This is a genomic window from Arachnia propionica, from assembly GCF_037055325.1.
In the GTDB taxonomy this organism is placed as follows: Bacteria; Actinomycetota; Actinomycetes; order Propionibacteriales; family Propionibacteriaceae; genus Arachnia.
This window is the reverse complement of the sequence record NZ_CP146373.1, coordinates 1,924,862-1,941,624: the sequence shown is the minus strand read 5'-3', so window position 1 is coordinate 1,941,624 and position 16,763 is coordinate 1,924,862. Positions and strand designations below refer to the sequence as shown.

Below are 16,763 nucleotides of genomic sequence, written 5' to 3'. Positions count from 1 at the left end.
ACCTAGCCGGCGTGGCAGGTGCTGCCCCTGCGCCTTCGGGTTCCTAGCCCGGTGCTCTACTGCTGAGCTACACGCCGTGGCAACGAGTGTAGAGGACCGAGCAGTCATGTCAGTGAAGGGGTGAGTTATGCGGGAGCATCTGATATTGGGCCGTAGCGTCTTCAAGTAGGTGGACTACCTGAGACAGCTCCCCAGAGGCATCAGGCCCTTCCTGCGGCGCAGTGATATTTTGCCATGAAATATCTTCCAGTGTTGATTTATCTCGGTCGCCATGCGATTCAATGAACCCCTAGTAAGGGCGACTTTGATGGTGTCCTTGGTGGGGCCACGTCACTCATGCAGAGCTGGAGTCGGCCTTCTTCGGGATCGTGCGACATAAATTGTCAGTGGGCGTTCGTAGGGTCTCACCATGGATGTTCTACTCTTGCTCGGCAGCGTGTGTAGTCTTGTTGCACTCTGTTTCACAGTTTCGATGGTGGAAGCCGGCTCGATGGCTGCTCGTTCGCCTCGATGGGGAAAGGTGCTTAGTGCGGCTACGCTTCATGAGGTGAGGAGTCGAGGACTCCTCACCCCGCCCCTGTCCCTATCGGATCATCTCGCACTCGAGAGTTTCTTCAGGTGTAGACAGGTAATTTCTGCCCCGGATGGTGACCAGCGGCTATTCCGAATGTTGAAAGCGGTAACAGATGCCACCGATGAGGAGCTTGGGGAACTCGAGACCTCGCGGGAAAAAGCTCTTCGTATCTCCTTGGGACGTCAAGTGTATTGTGCTGAATTGCTGAGGCGGACTCCGAGTCACAGGCTGGCTGCCTGTGGTTGGCGAGCTTGCGCCTTGTGTAATTCATTCATCATGGCGATTTCGGGACTACGGTGGTTTTCGCCCCTATTCCTCAGGAAGATGAGACGTATTGGCGAACCTTGCCTGTCTGTTGCGACTTTTGCTGGTGTCTGGCTGGGGTTGCTGTGGTGGGGCTTGATGCGAAACAGTGGTCTTGTCGACTCAAGTGACTGGCTGGGAATCGTGGGGATCGTTATCACGCTCGGGGTAACGATAGGTCTGATGGTGGCGATTGGCCGTCAAGTGCTCACAATGTGGGATGTCTTGCGTGACCCCAGTCATTCATCGATTTCAAAGGGTGTACTCATAAGTGCATTCGGTATTATTCTGGCTGCTGTAGCTGCTTGGCTCTTCCCTGCAGTGTTGTCGGAGTGGCCTCGAGCCGCTTTCGATATGCTCCGGTCCTGGCTTGATGAAAGTGGCTTGAAGATCCTTGTGGGTGGCCTGCTCTATTTGATTGCTTTGGGGTGGGTCATTTTCAACGCGATTCGATGGGCAAGAAAGTCTAGTTTGACGATTGCTGGTCGAGTTGGAATGATGGCGGGTGCCGCATTTTTTGCTGTCTATTTCGTACTCATTATCTTATTCTTGACTGGGGCGTCGCCCAAGCTGTTTTCTGTAACTCTATGGGTCGCTGCTGCGGTGTTGCTGGTTGGCTGTGCTTCATTTTGTGTCGCCAAGCTCATCGAGGTCGTTGTCATGTACTGCAACTTGCGTGCGAGAAATGTTGTGGTCCCGAGAAAGGGATTCAGATGCTGGATTCTGGTGGTGTGGCTTGGCGTGGTGTTTGGGGGAGATGCGATAGTCTTCTTGTTGCGGAGCCTGACTTTCGGGATGGGTGAAAGTCATCTTTTCACGGGGTCGGGAGTTTTCCTTGCGCTACTGGTTTTAATGGTGATGCTCGCTGCTTTTCCTGTGGGTTTAGTCGTTGTGTGGATGTATGTTTGCAGAATCAGGCGCGTCTATCGTGAGACCTTCGCATCCCCAGCGCCACCTCGAGTCGATTGAGTCACTCCTTGGTGGCACTCGGAGTGCCGTGAGGCGAGGTGCTTCTTGGGCCGGGTTGACGTGCACCAACCAGGTGTCAGCTGCTCGGAAGCGAGCCTCATCGCGCCCGGCGTGATCTTCACTGCCGGGGCCTTCACCTGCCGGAAGGAGTCGATCCAGCTGGTGGCTCGGTTGGTCGGCGTGACGGCGACCCGGGTTTTGTATGAGGACTCGTCTGTGATGAAGGCTTGTAACGGTCCGAAGTCCTCGTCGAGATCCTCCGTGAATGTCCGGATGGTGGGCGCGACGGTCCCAATCCAGGTCGGTTTGTTGGCTTCTCATGCTCCTTGGAATTGTCTTTTTCGAGCTCTTCGAGAAAGATGAACAACAGGGGCGGGGACTCGACGAAAGTTGTAAACCTTCTCGTTGTCACATGCCGTCACATCCCTTCGTCGATGGTGTGGGCGCGGTTGAAGGCCATACACGTATCGACCCAGAAACGCAGGCGGGAGTCGTCGGTGATCGCCTCCGCCGACACCTGGATCCAGCCAGGACCCATCTCGCGGCCCGGGCCCATCTCGGCGGGGGAGGCACCGGGTTCCCCGGAAAGTTTCGCATCGTCGTCGGGATCGACGTGCGCCAGTAGGTGCCCACCCTTGAGGGCGCAGCACACCATCTTGTCGCGCACCATGAAGGCACGCGACCCGAACATCGAGATCACGCGGGTGGTGGGTTCGTCGTCCAGGATCCCGTGGAGCCGGGCGACAAGCTCGGTCTGTGCTGCTTTGGGGTCGGTCATGGTGCGCTCGGCGGGGCGAAGGAGAGCCGGTCGAAGACGAGAACACTGCCCGTGATCAGACCGTCCTGGACGGTGAAGCACTCCGCGGCAGGGGCGATGCCGGTGATGGCCGTCTGCGGGTAGTAGAACAGGGCGACGCGGTTTCCGTCGGAGAAGCTGGCGATGTCGACCATGTTGGTGAGGGCCGGGGCGAATCCCGCGATGAACTCGCGGTACTGGGCCTTGCCCGTGAGATCGACGCCGGGAGCCCGGCATGTGATGGTGTCCGCGACCAGTTCCATCGCGGAGTCGACGTCCCCGCCGGTCCATGCGCGGTGGTAGCGGTTGACGATGTCGAGTGGTTCGTTCATGGATGATGCTCCTCGATCGGGTGGATGATCCCCGGGGCGCCAGAAATTGGGACCCGGTGGGATGCCCTGGGCCGTGTGGTGGGCCAGAAATCGTCGAGATACGAACGCACCGCCGCCAGGCCGTCGGTGTTCAGGACGTACAGGTGCCTGGTCGCGTCCCGGGTGCTGGTCGCCAGGCCGGCGCGGCGCAGCACTCCCAGGTGGTGGGAGGTCGCTTGCTGGGACAGTCCGACCTTCTCCGCCACTGACCCCACCTGCTGGGGCTCCGAACGGATGATGCGCAGGATGGCGCGACGATTCCCGTCGGCGAGTGCCCTCAGCGCGAGGTCGATGGTCGCGGGTTCGGCGGTCACGAGGGCCACCATACACAAACAGTTTTTTGTACTCAAGAAGACTTGTGGAACGTGTTTGTCGCCACACCATCCAAGGATGCGGGAGACTTTATTTCATGGCATGGATTGTGTTTGCGGTGGCGATGGTCGTGTTCCTGGGAGCGGTGATGTTGCTCCTCAGGCGATTCCTCGCCTCGCATGACGAGATCTACGATGGCCTGACGCCCGGTGTCCTGCCGTCGCGGAAGGAGTGGAAGGCGACCCCGGTCAAACTGCTCCGGTCTCCTGAGTACAAGGGTCCTTTCCCCGTCGCCTTCACCCCGCCGCGTGACGTCACCCCGGGGCTGATCGGGATGGTCATCGACGGGATGGTGGATCCCCATGACCTCACTGCGACCATCGTCGACCTCTCCGCCCGCGGATTCCTGCGCATCAAGGTGCTCGACGATGGCAAGGGCAAGCGGCGCGGGAAGGACTGGCTGCTTCAGCCCTGCAGTAAGCCCCGCTCCAACCTGATGCGCTACGAGAAGACGTTCCTGGAGGGAGCCTTCCCCGACGGGCGTGAGAAGCGGATGTCGGAGCTGGTCCGCAAACACAAGAAGGTGTTCCGGCAGCTCACCTCCGACATCTACGAGGAGACCAGCCGCCGCGGCTGGTATCGGCAGAACCCGAACCCGGGTGGCCGGCGCCACAAGCTCGGGCGCGTGGCTGCCGGGATGGTGGCGGGTGTCGCCGCGCTGGTGATCGCCGGCGGGGGTGTTGTGGGCATACTGGCTGCCGCCATGTTCGTCGCGACGGGTGTCGTCGCCGCCTTCGGGCCGAGACGTCGCGTGCCCCGCACCGGCGCAGGCACCGCCACGCGCATCCAGGCCCTCGGCTTCAAGCAGTACCTCGCGACCGCCGAGGCCGAGCAGATCCGCTTCGAGGAGGCGGAAAACATCTTCAGCCGCTACCTTCCCTACGCGATGGTCTTCGGGGTCGCCGACCACTGGGTCAAGATCTTCCGCGAACTCGCCATCGAACGAAACGTTGAATGGGACATCGACTGGATCGATGTCGGTGCCGATGTGGCGGGGGAGTTGGTGTTCCAGATGCTCACCTTGGACCTCCTCGACGGCGCCGATGGCCTGTTCGACGGCATCGGTGGACTGTTCGACGGGTTCGATCTGGGGGACTTCCTGGACGGAATCGACTTCGATTTCGACTTCTGAGGACACTCCGCCCGCGACTCCCCGGTTATGCAGCACTCAATGCGGGTTGCGGCGTCTGAAAGGGGATTTTTCGTGTTGAGATGGAGGCGCTTACCTGCCCAAGGCCGTCGCAGCCAGTGGTCGTGGCCAGATACGACGACTACTCCGAGGTACTGGGGGTAGGTGTTCTTCGAGCAAGGTGGCCGCTGCGAGCGAGAGGAGGCTAGCCGTCACGCCGCTGCCTCCTATCAGGGAAACGGCTCGCCCAACGACTTACACTGGGCGAAACGATCCGTTCCAGTAGCAAGAAAGCTGGGCCCAGTATCGCCGATCAACGAGAGGTTTGTCGTGTACCTAAGTCGCGTGCGCGTCCGGGGGTTGCGTGGTGCTGCCGACGGCCCGCTGGAACTCGCGCTGCCGGGACGTTTCACCGTCATTGCCGGGGCGAACGGCGGCGGCAAGACCACCCTGATGGACGCGATCTACCTCAGCCACAGCAAGCGGTTTCCCCACCTCCCAAGACATTCCGCAGCAGCTCTCGGCGCAGGCGATCGGGACATTGAGGTGGCGTACCGCTTCGAGAACGACGCCGACAAAGAGGGCCCGCTCGGCAGGCAGCTGCAAACTCAAGGTGGGCGTAGCGCTCCCGGGACTGTCGCTGCCGAATGGTCGCGAACGCTACACCGCGACCTCGGCTGCATCTCGACGAGTGCGCTTGGTGCTGCCAGCGAGGTGGAGCCGCGTATCCGCCTCGTCTACTTGCCGGCGTGGCGCAACCCAATCGAGGAGCTGTCACGCCGCGAAACTCGCATCTTGGTCGAGCTTCTGCGTGCACAGCAGCAGAACCGCGGCCGTGGACGCGACCTGTCCCAGTTGCGGGGTCGGGCATCTGGCCTTCTTGAGGCTCTTGCGACCGATGAGCTACTGGCTGGCCTTGAGGCCAGGGTTGGCGAGCAGCTTCGTGCACTGTCGGCAGGAGTGTCCCGCAACTGGCCATACATACGCGGTCAGGTCGTCGATGACCGTTACCTTGCGCGAGTGCTCGAGCTGATGCTCGCCACGTCGGAAGGGCGTTCCGACGCGCTTCCTCTCGAAGTGGTCGGGCTGGGCTACGTCAACTTGCTACATGTTGCAGTAACCCTCGCAGCCATCCCCGACTTCACGCAGATCGCCCACGCGGAAGCAGACGTCGCGGCAGGGTCGACTGGGTCACAAGCCGTTGATGCCGACGGATCAGCTGTCAGCGGGCTTGAGGATGCGGAGCGCATCTTGCAGCAAACTCACGCCGAGAGTGAGAGTGTCGAGGACTCATTCTTCCCCGACGACCCCTTCCACGTCACCGTTGTTATTGAAGAACCTGAAGCTCACTTGCACCCACAACTACAGCACTCCCTCGTCCGATATCTGCGTCGACAGGTCCAGCAGCGCCCTGAACTCCAGGTCATCTTGTCCAGTCACGCCACTGATGTCATCACCTCGTGCGATCCAACGGAACTCGTGATCGCTCGCCGCGACAGCGCCGGACGACGAGTCTGTCAAGCCGTAGCCGATATCCCCTTGGGCACACACTCTGCAGAGGTGCTGCGTAAGACACGGCTGCACCTGGATGCCAGCAGGTCTGCCTCCCTCTTCGCCGATCGGCTCCTTCTCGTGGAAGGTGTCACCGAGGCGGCGGTGCTTCGTGAGTTTGGCTGGGTCTGGGCCAATGGCGAGCCGGATAAGCAATTGTTCGTAGATGCGCTGAGCATCGTGCCGATGGGAACGAAGGTAGGTCCATGGGTGGTTCGCCTGCTCGCCACCCCGGGCCACGAATTGTGCAGCCGTCTGGCCGTTTTGAGAGACAGCGACCTCGACTTCGACCAGACGCCTACTCCGCCCTCGTGGGCCAGTGAATACGACTCGCGCATCGTGCTCGTTGAGCACAGTCACCCGACGCTGGAGCCTCAACTGACTGAGGGCAATGAGGCTCTGATCGAGGATGCCCTGACGGACATCAAAGTGGCCGTTCCCGAGCAGGTTACGCCACAGACGATCCGAGACCTGTTCCGCAGTAAGCACCAGGTCGATGGGAAGACAGTACCGGCCGGTGCAGCAGCAGCTCGTAAAGGCCAGTTTGCCGAGGCCCTCGCGGATCGGCTCCGCGATAACCGGGAGCAGTTCGTGGAGGTCGAGGTTCGCGTCCCAGCGCCGATTAGGAATGTCTTCGACTTCCTCCATTCGTCGCCTGAACCGCCTTCTGATACCAAAGACGTTTCGAGCCGCGAACCGGGCACTCAGCTGTGAGTGAGACACTCGCCCACGCTGGCGTCATCGCAGATCTAACCGATGAGCAGCGCCTTGCCGCAGCTTCCCCGCGGACCAACCTGTTCATCGAGGCTGGCCCCGGCACAGGCAAAACCACGGTGTCGGCACAACGCTTCGGGGTGCAACGGTTCGCCGCCGCGCATCGGCGCGACACACGCGCTGTCGTGGCTGTCAGTTTCACCCGTGCCGCGACCTATACCCTGCGCCGACGTGTGCAACGGCTGTGGGGCCCCGCAGCTTTAATTTGGCCGCACCGGATCGTGACTCTCGACTCGATCATGTGCGATCTACTTCATGATTTGATGCGACAACAGCTCGTGATCTGGCCAAATACCCCCATGCTGTGGCCCGATGGGAACATCAAGTTGGACGTGCGCGACAGTTGGAACTCGACCAGCGGCACTGTCTGGACCACTGCCTTCTATGAGCTGTATCTCTCCGGACGTCAGGTCGGGCTCCGTGAAGAATTCGATTCAAGCAAGGCCGCACGCTTCCCCAAAGCAACGGTGGCACCCCTAATTGAACAGGGAATTTGCACTCACCAAGACGTACGGGACATTCTGACACTCGCTCTCCAAGACCCAACTTCAGCGGCTCGGGTCCGGCAACGCATCGGCGACACCATGAGATCCCTCATTGTCGACGAGGTTTTCGACGCCAACGATCTGGACATAGCCATCATCGAAGCCGCCATTGCGGCCGGGGTCAATGTCACGTTGGTTGGGGATCCATGGCAGGCGCTCTACCTGTTCCGTGGCGCCCGTCCACAAGCTATTCCCAAGCTTCTTGAGCGAGCCGGGGTCAGGACGCTCAGACTCACTAAGTCGTTCCGGTGGCGTTCCGAGGAGCAGAACGACTTAGCCACCCAACTTCGTGCTGGACAAGGAATCATTCTGCCGACCGGCCAGTCAGACATCGACGTGGTTCTCGCGCTGTGGTGGGCCGAGCTGTGGAAGCTCGGCGGCGAAGTCCTCCCGTTGGCGTTCCACTCCTTCAAGGGCATCTACGAGGAGGCTGCGGCTACCCTACTGCTCAACCACGTCACTCGGAACGTATTCGATCTCGATGCCACATACCTCAACGACGCCCTGACTGCGCTGGACATACAGGATCGCGATACGCCACGGAAACTGGAACCAGAACTGCAGAACGTTCTCGAAATCCTGCGCTACAGCGGCAAAAATGCGGTGAAGGAAGCATATATGCAGCTGAAGGAGGTCATTGGCAGCGTGTCGGCGCGAGAGTTACGTACGCCTCACCACAACCACACGAAACGGCTCGCCCAGTTGCAGGAACGACTGATCTTTTCTGGGCGTCCAGTTCCTGGCTTGACAACCCACCAAGCCAAAGGCGGCGAGTGGCAGGTCGTCGGGCTCCGCCTGAAACCCGAGGAGCAGGCAGCCTTGGCTGCCGGCCTCGACAGCACTCAAGACCTGCACCGCAAAATCTACGTTGCCTGCACCCGTGCGCGTGAACGCACCGTAGAACTCATGCCCCAACCGAGACCTGCATCCCGAGCATCCAAGCGGCGAAAGGGTCGCGCGAGCACCACCTAAACGCGACCCGCGCCTGGCCCGCTAAACACCGAACACGAGGGCACAGCGACACCGGTGCATCCGTGCGCCTCAACTGTCAATCGATCATCGTTCGATGCCCGGAAGCGTGACGATGTGCTCTGTAAGCCTCCGCCTTTGGCTCCAGATGAAAAGCCCACCCCACTGGATGACCAGATCCTGTCCGTGAAGTCGGGTGCTCGGTCCTGTACATGGTGGCCGCTTCTTCGCTACTGAAACTGTTCAGGCGGTCCTCGAGCTTGGTTCTAGTGTTACCAGCTCCATCGCATGATGTCCGTGACGGCGCCTCCGTGGCACCGGCACGCCGTCTAGGATCGCGACCGGAGGTCTATCACCTCCAGAATTGGGTCAACAAGGTCGAATGGACCGACACCGCGTCGCCCGGCAAACTCGCAACCTACATCTCGGCCTATCAGCACCGACAGGTCAGACAATTCGCACTCCAGAACTAGAGCCGCCTTGTCAACTCGCAGGGCGCGTTTTGATTTTCGTCACTTCGGCGCCAGAGCGGAACGAAACGTAATCAGCTACTATTATCTGTAGACGTTTCATACTGCCCAAGTTGAGGTGAGACCGTGACACCGATCACCCCGTCAACCGCTGATCGCGCTGGGCTGTCCCGTACCGGCCTCTACCGGGCAGCCCGCGCTGGCGACCTGACCCGGGTCGCACGCGGCATCTACCTCCCCGCAGATGCGCCAGCCGTGGACTGGAGCCTGGTCGAAGCCGCAACCCGGCGATCCGATGCAACTATCTGCCTCGCTTCTGCGCTCGCCCACCATGACTTGACCGACGCCATTCCTGACACTCTCGATGTCGCGATCCCCCGTGGAGGGCGTTCTCCTGCAACCGAGCACGTGATCACCTGGCACCAGTTCGATGCCGCCACCTTCGACCTCGGTCGCGACGAGATTCCCATCGAAGGTACGGACCTGTCGATCGGGCTCTACTCTCCCGAACGCTGCATCGCGGACGCGTTCCGCCTGCGCGGCCAGCTCGGCTACGAGACCGCGCGAGACGCCCTCAAGGAATGGTTGCGCCGCGGCGGGAAACCCAACACCCTGATGCGGATCGCCCTGCAGCTCCCCCGAGCCAAGACTCCGCTGCTTCACGCCCTGGAGACGCTGTCATGACGCGCGGCGAAGAAGTCTTCACCATCCTCCAGTCCAAGGCTCGATCCACGGCGAGCAGAACTGGAGGGCCAGCGCCCACCCAAGAATACCTGGTTCGGCACCTACTCGAGTCCTTCCTGGACCGCCTCGTCCGCAGCGAGCACGGGGATGACTTCGTACTCAAGGGAGGAATCCTGCTTGCAGTGCTGGGGCGGGGTTTCCCTGTGGATCAGTCGGCGGCGACTATCTGCCGCGCCACCTTGATCGCCTTGCTGCTGCCCTTCCGTGCGGCCAGCGCCGCGACGGTGGGCAGCTCCGGTTTCCCGGGTACTTCCGGTAGGAGATGGAGCACCGACTCCAGGACGGTCGCGACCCCGGTGGGGAGCTTGTCCATTCCCGCCAGTTCCTCCGCGATCCTCGTCAGCAGTGGCCACGCCAAGGCCAGACCACCGGCCTCCGCGAGTGTCGTGAGCATCGCCGCCACTTTCATGGGCGTGATGTCGTCGCGCCACTCCTGACGCCACGAACTGTCCCAGGCCGCAACGAGCACCTCCGGTCCCAGCCGGGACTCATCCCACGCCGTCAGCAGCGCCCCCGCGATCTCGTCGCGACCCTGCGGAGAGGCCCCGCTCGCGAAAACGAAGGCGAGGAGAGCCATGACCGGGTCCACCTGGAATACGGAGGCGACCGCCTCGGTGATCTCCCAGGCGGAACTGCTGCCGAAGGGCAGGTTCACCTGGGCGGCAGTGGCCGCCCATATGGGGTGTGCCGGGAGCAGGGTGCTGCCGATGTCGTGTTCCCCGCTGCGCTCTGGTGCTCGGTGCGTCCTGTCCCACGGTCCCGCGACCTTGAGGATCTTCGCGACCACGGGTTCGTCGCCTTCCATGCGCACCCTGCGACAGACCTGGTTGCCCTGCTCGTTCTTGAGGACGCTGGGGGGAACACAACTCATCCGGCCCGGTTCGGCGGGGGTGCTCAGCCAGAGATCGACGACCTCCTGCACGGTTCGTCCCCCGGCGACGTGACCCGGCAGGGCGCAGGGTGCGGCCTCGGAGCGGTCGATCCGCCCCAGGGCGACGAACAGGTCGATCGGCAGCACCTCCACGTTCTTCTCGGCGTAGCGGAGCAGCCGGTCCCGGAACTTCTCCCAGGAGACCCGGTTGTTCTTGTGAGTGGGGGTGGACAGCAGACACGGCACCTGTCCGATGGCATCCAGGATGTCGTTGCAGCGTCGAATCGCGACTCGCGTGAGTGCCGCACCCCGAGGTGACCTGCCGCGTTCTTTCTGGCCGGTCACTCGCTGCAGCCAGCGCTGCACCAGCTGCTTCCACATGCTGTGTGTGTTCGGGTCGTGGTTCAGCGTGTCGTGCAGCGTCTCGACGACGGCGTCGCGTCCCTCGGCCCACCCCAGCGCGACCAGCGCCGCCAAGCTGCGTTCGTGGTCCTCGACGGACATCCAGTTTCCCGGGGCTTCGCTGTCCAGCCGGTGGATCAGCTCGTCGAACTCCACTTCGTCCAGGAGCCGGTCCAGGTCGTCGATGGGTTCGGGAGGGATGCCGAGCGGGTCGCGCCACAACCCCAACGACTCGGCGGGGTCGGTGGTCACGCCCCAGCCGTCGAGGAGTTTCCGGGCCAGTCCGGCGGCGGTGGAGTCGGGGCCGCTGGTGGTCGCGGTGAGCATCTCCACCAGATCCTGCGACGGGTCGTTCACCGAGCGCAGCGCCGTGAGGACGGTGCGTTTGACGCCCTTCTCCTTGCGGGCCAGCACGTCCAGGGCCAGCGTGGTCAGGTGATCCTCGCTCAGGCCGAGGGGCAGCAGCTGTTCGACCGCGAACTTCACGACGACGGGATCGGCGTTCGGCAGGGCCGCCAGGAACCGGTCGAGATGTTTCGTGAGCAGAGGGGTCAGGCCCAGACCTGCGATCTGGAGCAGGGCGAACTGCTGCGAGGGGCGGTTGTCGCCGCGTTCGAACACCTGGAGGAGAGCCAGCAGCAGGGCCTCGTCGTCGGTGGGTTCGGTCACCCGCAGGTCCGCGACGGCCTCCTGGATCCGGGTCTGGACCTGGGGACGCTGATCGGCGACGAGGTACTGGCCGAGGGCGTTCGGGGCGGCACAGGCGGCGATGAAGTGTTCCTCCCAGCGGCGTCCCGGTCTGGGGACAGTGTTGTCTTCCGTCGCCCATCCCGTCAGGAACCCGGGATCGTCGGGAATCGGGAGGTCGAGGGCGAGGACGAGTTCGTCGATCAGGTCGGCGTAGGTTTCGGCTCCGTCGCGGCGTTTCAGCAGGCGTGCGATGAGGTCGTCGGCCCAGTCCGGACCGTTGCCGGCCAGCCAGGAGAGCAACCGGTCGCGGGTGATGGGCAACCGGATCAGCTGCCAGATGTCCCAGAGGGAGAAAACCGTGGCGCATTGCGCGGGGGTGGCGCCGACCGCCGCTGTCAGCAGGATCAGGTGTCCGCCCCTGTGGTCCTCCTCCATGCGTCGGCGCAGTGAGGGGAGGGCCTTGCCGATCGCTTTGCGGATCGCCGAACGGTCGGCCTCGGTGAGGTCGTCGAGGGCCACGACGAGGTCCTTGAACGATTTTGATTCGAGAAGGAAAGCGGCCAGGGTGTCGGCGTTCCAGGTCATGGGATGAACCTATCGGCGATAAGTGACAAATCCCCCCGCGATCATCGCCGATTCGGTGTCAGAGCGGGAAGAGTCTCACCTCGGCCCGGTGTCCTGGTGGCGCCAGTTTCTTGTCGCAGGTGATGAGGGGGACACCGAGCGCCTCGGCCAAGGCGAGGTAGCTGGCGTCATAGGCGGTGAACTGGTGACGGAGCTGCCAGATGCGTTCGGCGAGCAGCGCCGTGCTGTGGCGCTGAATGTTCAGCTGGAAGTACTCTTGCAGGGCCCGGTCAGCGGTCTCCGGGGCGAGTTTTCCCGCCAACGTCAGGCCGCGCAGTACCGACAGGACCTCAAGGTCCAGCACGTGTGGGGCTGCGATGTCGCCGGCCAGTTCATCGAGCAGCGCCGGGTCGGCGTCACCCCCCACCAGAACCTCTACCATGGCGGAGGCATCGACGACGATCATAGGCGATTCGCCGCGATCTCGGCCAGGATCTCCTCGCGGTCGGGCCCGGATGTGCGATCCATGATGCGGAGCCGGTCGATGATTTCCGCATTCGTGGGTCGCGACGCGATCTGCTTGAGTTCGGCGGCGACATAGGCCGACAAGGACTGTCCCCGCGCAGCGGCGCGCTGCTTGAGCGTCTCGGCCACATCGTCGGGCACGTCGCGAATGTACAGGGTGGTCATGAAACTACGCTAGCAATATGCAAGCACGGCTTCATGGGGAGGTGCTCGGTATCGAACCCGTGCGCGGAGCGGTCGCGGAATTGCGTGTTCAGAATTGTGCGTCTTCTTTCGAACCTGTTCTTTCGGGGGTCACGAAGTTCACGGCCCCGGCGACATCTGCGATGAACTTCTCGTCCGGAGGCGGAATCTCCTACAGGGCTGTCCGTAGGTCCTGTCCGGTGCGGTGAACCACCGGACTGGTCTCGACGATCCGCCTCGCGACCGTCATCGCCTTGCTGTTGCCCTTCCGGGTGGCCAGTGTCGCGACGTTCGGCAGATCGACGGCGACCCCCGCCGCCTGCACCTCTGGGAGGTAACGCAGCACCGCCTCCAGTGCCGTCGCCGTCGCCGCCGTGGTTTTCCGCTGCCCCGCGAGCTCCTCCGCGATTGTCACCAGCAACGGCCAGGCCAGGGCCAACCCGCCGGCGTCGGCGACGGTGCACAGGACCGTCACCGTCTTCGCGGGCGAATGGGGCCAGGTCTCGTGTTTTGCCCGCGGCATGTCGTTGAGCTCGTCCCACCAGGGGCTCCGCCAGGCGTCGACGAGGTCGCCGGGGCGCAGGCGGCCCTCGTCCCAGGCCGTCAGGAGGGCCTCGGCGACGCGGTCGCGGTCCTTCAGTGCCGCCCCCGAGATCACGGCGAGGGCGACGAACGACAGCACCGGCCCGAACCGCTCCGCCACCCTCGCGATCGGGAGGAAACCGTCAACCGCTTTGGTAGGAGAGTAATTCCCGAGGTCCTGCAGGACCAGTGTCGCGGGGCGGGTCGGGTGTGCCGGGAGCAGCGTCAAGGTGGCCTCGGAATCCGAGATGTGGATGATCGGTTCGCGGGGTTGGACGTGAACCTCGGCGTCGTCGTCCCCCGCGGACTCGATACGGGTGGTGTCGTCGGGTTCTGGTTCCGGCCAGGCCTCGGACAGGTCCCGCACCGCCTCCCAGTAGAGGCTGCGATCCGGGTGGAACCGTTCTGTCCAGGCGTTGCGCAGCCCGAGCGGTTCGAACGTGCCGGGCACGTCGCCGTCGACGAGCAACCTCCAGACGGGACGGTTCAGGTGCGGACGATCGTCCTCGGATGCCGGGCTGAGCCGGAGCACGCCGGGGTGGGGGTTGTTGTCGCGCCAGCAGGCGAGCACCTCGGACAGACGGACCTCGACGCCGCGGATGGGCAGGTCGAGGTCGGAGACATCCCGTGGGGCGCAGGCGCGGTCGAGACGGGCCAGGGCCACGGCGACGTCGGTGGGAACCAGCTCCACCCCTGTCTCCCGGAACCTGCCGATCCGCTCCCGGAAGACCTCCCAGGCGATGCGGAACCTCTCGTGGGTGGGGGTGGAAAGCAGGCAGGGCAGCTCGCCGAGCAGTCCGAAGATATCGCGGGCCCGCTGTGCCGTGAGGAAGGACAGGGGACCGCTCGGCGAGGCGGCGGGCCGGATGCCTTGGCCGGGGACGATGGTGCCATTACCCAGGCACACGACCAGCCGGGTCAGGAAACCACACCAGCGGTCCGGCGAGACGTTACGCCTGATCAGCCGGACCAGATGTTCGGGGCCGCCGGCGTGGGCGGTGGCGACGAAGGTCGCGAGGAGACGCTCGTAGTGGAAGGCGCTCAACCACCACTGGGTGTCGATGTCGGTGAGCAGCGCCAGCAGGGCGGGTTCGTCGAGGACCAGGGCGTCGTCGGTGAACTCGGAAAGAAGCTCCGGCGCCGGCAGCGACGGCTCCTGCCACAACCCGAGCGGCTCCTCCGCGGGCGGGGCGGCGTCCCAGCCTTCCAGGAGTTCCCGGGCCAGCTCGGCGGTGACTGCATCCGCGTCGGCGACCAGCGCCTCGACGGTTCCGACGAGATCCTGCGACGGCGCCCCCACCCCGCGGAGGGCCTTCAGGACGTCGCGTTTGACGCCCTTCTCCTTGCGGACCAGGACATCGAGGGCCAGGGCGGTCAGGTCGTCGTCGCCGAGCCCATCGGCCAGCAGGCAGTCGGTGAAGAGTTTCACGACGGTTTTGTCGGCATTCGGCAGGCCCGCCAGCAGGCGGGGCCGCTCCGCGGCGAGCAGGCCCTCCAGGTCCAGTGCCCGCAGCCAGTGCACGACGGCCTGCTGGGCGGTGGGGCGGTCGCCGCGTTCGACGACCCGGAGCAGCGCGTCCAGCAGGGTGGGGTCGTTCGTGGGTTCCCGTTTCCGCAGGACCTTCGCCTTCTCGCGGATGTCGGACGCGTCCCTGTTGAGGCCGGGAAAGGTGAGGGCGTTCGGGGACGCGCAGGCTTGCAGGAAGTGCTCCTGCCAGCGCGTGCCGGGCGTGGGATCGGAGTTGTCTCTGGCCCAGCTCGCCCAGTAGGTGGTGTGGTCCGCTCCGGGCAGCTGCAGATCCAGGGCGACGCACAGGGGGCCGACGAGATGGCTGAGCCACCACTGATCGTTGTGTTTCCGCAGTAGGGCCGCCACGAGTTTTTCCACCCAGTCGGTGCCCCTGCCGGCGAGCAGGGCCACCGCCTCGTCGATGGCCTCGTCGTCCTTCAGGGATGTGACCGTCGAGAAATCGAACGTCGCGGCGGTCTGGGCGGGGGTGCTGCCCAACGCGGCGGTGAGCGGCATCAGACGTGCATCGAGGAACCCGGATGTGTCGGTCAACGCAGCCTTGATGGCGCGACGGCCCTTCGCCAACACCCGTGACCTCGCCGCCCGCTCCTGAGGATCCATCGACTCCAGCTTCTCGATGAGGTGCCCAAGGCTGGTGGCCTCCGTGGCCATCCGGACGAGGTCGGCCTCTTCCGGGGTGAGGTGTCGGTCAGTCATGGTGGGTGTCTTTCTCCTCGACGACGGGCCGTGTGGGGTCGGGTGTGTTCCAGTGTTGCAGGAGCGAGACGGCCAGCCGCGCGGTGGTGTCGTCGTGCTGGGTGGTGAGGGCGCCGACGACCTCCAGCAGCTCGGTCGGGGGTGAGTCCAGGGCGGTGAGGGCCTTCAGGAGGGTGCGTTTCGATGCTTTTTCTCGGCGGTTCAGTACGATCAGTGCCAGCTCAGTCAGTTCGTCCGGTGCGAGGTCGCAGGCCAGCAGCTGCCTGATGGCGAACTTCACGACGGTGTTGTCGGCATTCGGGAGGGCTGCCAGCAGGGGAGCACGTGCCTCCTGGAGCTGCTCTTCCAGGTTGAGGGCCTCCAGCCACAGCAATGCCATCCGTTGCGCGCCGGATCGGTCGCCGCGAGCGAACACTCGGAGCAGGGCCCGCGTCAGGGCCGGGTCGTTCGTGGGTTCCAGTTTCCGCAGGATCTCGATCGCCCGCGAGACGTGTTGGGCGTAGTCGGCCTGCCCGTGTGCCGTCCCCGCCAGGACGTCGGGCACGGCACAGGCGGTCAGGAAGTGTTCCTCCCAGCGCTGTTCCGAGCGAGGGATGGCCAGTTCGTGTGCCCAGAGCTGCCAGTACCCCGGCTGGGTGGGCAGGGAAAGGTGGTGGGCGACGACGAGAGGATGCGCCAGCCGGGTGTGGATGCCGACGTCGGGTCTGTCGAGGATGGCGTCGACCAGCTGCTGTGCCCAGGAACGATCACGGGCCAGCAGCGCCTCCCGCACCCTGCCGAAGACCTCCTCGTTTTCCCACAGTTTCCAGACCCACCATGCGGTGACCATGCTCGCGACCTGGGACGGGGTGGAGTCGAGCAGTGTGACCAGGACGATGCCGCGATGCCAGGGGTCCACATCTGTCGCCTGGTCGCGGTGTGTTTCGTGTTCGAGGCGTTGCCGCAGTGCGGGAAGCTCGCGGTCCAGAGCCGTCGAAGCGGCCTCTCGGTCGGCGGGCGGCAGTGCGTCAATGGCGGCGACGAGTCCTTCGAGGTCCTGGGGTGCTTTCAGGAAGGCGTCGAATCGGTGTCGATCCCACGGGGTGTCCGTCATTGCTGCTCCTGTTGTTCCGGGTGCTCGATGTCACAACGTCTCAATGGTCGCTTGCGAGC

At 63.8% G+C, this 16,763-nt stretch carries 13 protein-coding genes and 1 tRNA gene; 5 read left to right on the top strand and 9 right to left on the bottom strand.

Annotation, left to right across the window (positions count from 1 at the left end):
- Positions 1-6 precede the first annotated feature (6 nt).
- Positions 7-77: transfer RNA gene (locus V7R84_RS08935), tRNA-Pro, on the bottom strand.
- 821 nt (positions 78-898) lie between these two features.
- Between V7R84_RS08935 and V7R84_RS08930 the strand changes: the two genes are divergently transcribed.
- Entirely contained in the window at positions 899-1,846 is a 948-nt protein-coding gene (locus V7R84_RS08930) for a hypothetical protein (protein WP_338568121.1), read from the top strand.
- A 418-nt stretch (positions 1,847-2,264) separates the two neighbouring features.
- Here V7R84_RS08930 and V7R84_RS08925 read toward each other — a convergent pair whose 3' ends face one another.
- Genes V7R84_RS08925 through V7R84_RS08915 form a run of 3 tightly spaced genes read right to left on the bottom strand, consistent with a single transcriptional unit; the run spans position 2,265 to position 3,327 of the window.
- A complete protein-coding gene (locus tag V7R84_RS08925) occupies positions 2,265-2,624 on the bottom strand; it encodes a TfoX/Sxy family protein (RefSeq protein WP_338568120.1) in 360 nt (119 codons plus the stop codon).
- Positions 2,621-2,974, bottom strand: a complete 354-nt coding sequence (locus V7R84_RS08920) for a nuclear transport factor 2 family protein (protein ID WP_338568118.1) — start codon at positions 2,972-2,974, stop codon at positions 2,621-2,623. The genes V7R84_RS08925 and V7R84_RS08920 overlap by 4 nt, the downstream gene beginning before the upstream one ends.
- Complete coding sequence (locus V7R84_RS08915) at positions 2,971-3,327, bottom strand: metalloregulator ArsR/SmtB family transcription factor (RefSeq protein WP_338568116.1); 357 nt, start codon at positions 3,325-3,327, stop codon at positions 2,971-2,973. The genes V7R84_RS08920 and V7R84_RS08915 overlap by 4 nt, the downstream gene beginning before the upstream one ends.
- Before the next feature lie 95 nt (positions 3,328-3,422).
- Between V7R84_RS08915 and V7R84_RS08910 the strand changes: the two genes are divergently transcribed.
- The 4 genes from V7R84_RS08910 to V7R84_RS08895 all read left to right on the top strand — a co-directional run bounded on the left by V7R84_RS08910 (position 3,423) and on the right by V7R84_RS08895 (position 9,507).
- Complete coding sequence (locus V7R84_RS08910) at positions 3,423-4,517, top strand: DUF2207 domain-containing protein (RefSeq protein ID WP_338568114.1); 1,095 nt, start codon at positions 3,423-3,425, stop codon at positions 4,515-4,517.
- A 327-nt stretch (positions 4,518-4,844) separates the two neighbouring features.
- Positions 4,845-6,779 (top strand): ATP-dependent nuclease, encoded by a 1,935-nt coding sequence (locus V7R84_RS08905; protein ID WP_338568113.1) that lies wholly within the window; start codon positions 4,845-4,847, stop codon positions 6,777-6,779.
- Positions 6,776-8,356 (top strand): UvrD-helicase domain-containing protein, encoded by a 1,581-nt coding sequence (locus V7R84_RS08900; protein ID WP_338568111.1) that lies wholly within the window; start codon positions 6,776-6,778, stop codon positions 8,354-8,356. The genes V7R84_RS08905 and V7R84_RS08900 overlap by 4 nt, the downstream gene beginning before the upstream one ends.
- Before the next feature lie 593 nt (positions 8,357-8,949).
- Positions 8,950-9,507 carry a type IV toxin-antitoxin system AbiEi family antitoxin domain-containing protein gene (locus V7R84_RS08895; protein ID WP_338568109.1) on the top strand — a complete coding sequence of 186 codons (558 nt, stop codon included), beginning with the start codon at positions 8,950-8,952 and terminating at the stop codon, positions 9,505-9,507.
- A gap of 208 nt (positions 9,508-9,715) precedes the next feature.
- On the opposite strand, the gene V7R84_RS08890 is transcribed toward V7R84_RS08895, so the two are convergent.
- The 5 genes from V7R84_RS08890 to V7R84_RS08870 all read right to left on the bottom strand — a co-directional run bounded on the left by V7R84_RS08890 (position 9,716) and on the right by V7R84_RS08870 (position 16,704).
- The gene (locus V7R84_RS08890) at positions 9,716-12,115 is read right to left on the bottom strand and encodes a DUF6493 family protein (protein WP_338568108.1); all 2,400 of its coding nucleotides are present in this window, start codon (positions 12,113-12,115) and stop codon (positions 9,716-9,718) included.
- Positions 12,116-12,173: 58 nt separating this feature from the next.
- A complete protein-coding gene (locus V7R84_RS08885) occupies positions 12,174-12,560 on the bottom strand; it encodes a type II toxin-antitoxin system VapC family toxin (RefSeq protein ID WP_338568107.1) in 387 nt (128 codons plus the stop codon).
- Positions 12,557-12,784, bottom strand: coding sequence for a FitA-like ribbon-helix-helix domain-containing protein (locus V7R84_RS08880; RefSeq protein WP_338568106.1), 228 nt, complete (start codon positions 12,782-12,784; stop codon positions 12,557-12,559). The genes V7R84_RS08885 and V7R84_RS08880 overlap by 4 nt, the downstream gene beginning before the upstream one ends.
- Positions 12,785-12,974: 190 nt before the next feature.
- The gene (locus V7R84_RS08875) at positions 12,975-15,611 is read right to left on the bottom strand and encodes a DUF6493 family protein (protein WP_338568104.1); all 2,637 of its coding nucleotides are present in this window, start codon (positions 15,609-15,611) and stop codon (positions 12,975-12,977) included.
- Positions 15,604-16,704: a hypothetical protein gene (locus V7R84_RS08870; protein WP_338568102.1), complete on the bottom strand. Its 1,101-nt coding sequence runs from the start codon at positions 16,702-16,704 to the stop codon at positions 15,604-15,606. The genes V7R84_RS08875 and V7R84_RS08870 overlap by 8 nt, the downstream gene beginning before the upstream one ends.
- Positions 16,705-16,763: the final 59 nt, after the last annotated feature.

Excerpts from the sequence above, each read along its gene's own strand:
- V7R84_RS08875 (WP_338568104.1), bottom strand. The coding sequence starts at position 15,611 with ATGACTGACCGACACCTCACCCCGGAAGAGGCCGACCTCGTCCGGATG.
- V7R84_RS08880 (WP_338568106.1), bottom strand. The coding sequence starts at position 12,784 with ATGACCACCCTGTACATTCGCGACGTGCCCGACGATGTGGCCGAGACG.
- V7R84_RS08870 (WP_338568102.1), bottom strand. The coding sequence starts at position 16,704 with ATGACGGACACCCCGTGGGATCGACACCGATTCGACGCCTTCCTGAAA.
- V7R84_RS08920 (WP_338568118.1), bottom strand. The coding sequence starts at position 2,974 with ATGAACGAACCACTCGACATCGTCAACCGCTACCACCGCGCATGGACC.
- V7R84_RS08910 (WP_338568114.1), top strand. The coding sequence starts at position 3,423 with ATGGCATGGATTGTGTTTGCGGTGGCGATGGTCGTGTTCCTGGGAGCG.
- V7R84_RS08890 (WP_338568108.1), bottom strand. The coding sequence starts at position 12,115 with ATGACCTGGAACGCCGACACCCTGGCCGCTTTCCTTCTCGAATCAAAA.
- V7R84_RS08885 (WP_338568107.1), bottom strand. The coding sequence starts at position 12,560 with ATGATCGTCGTCGATGCCTCCGCCATGGTAGAGGTTCTGGTGGGGGGT.
- V7R84_RS08930 (WP_338568121.1), top strand. The coding sequence starts at position 899 with ATGAGACGTATTGGCGAACCTTGCCTGTCTGTTGCGACTTTTGCTGGT.
- V7R84_RS08925 (WP_338568120.1), bottom strand. The coding sequence starts at position 2,624 with ATGACCGACCCCAAAGCAGCACAGACCGAGCTTGTCGCCCGGCTCCAC.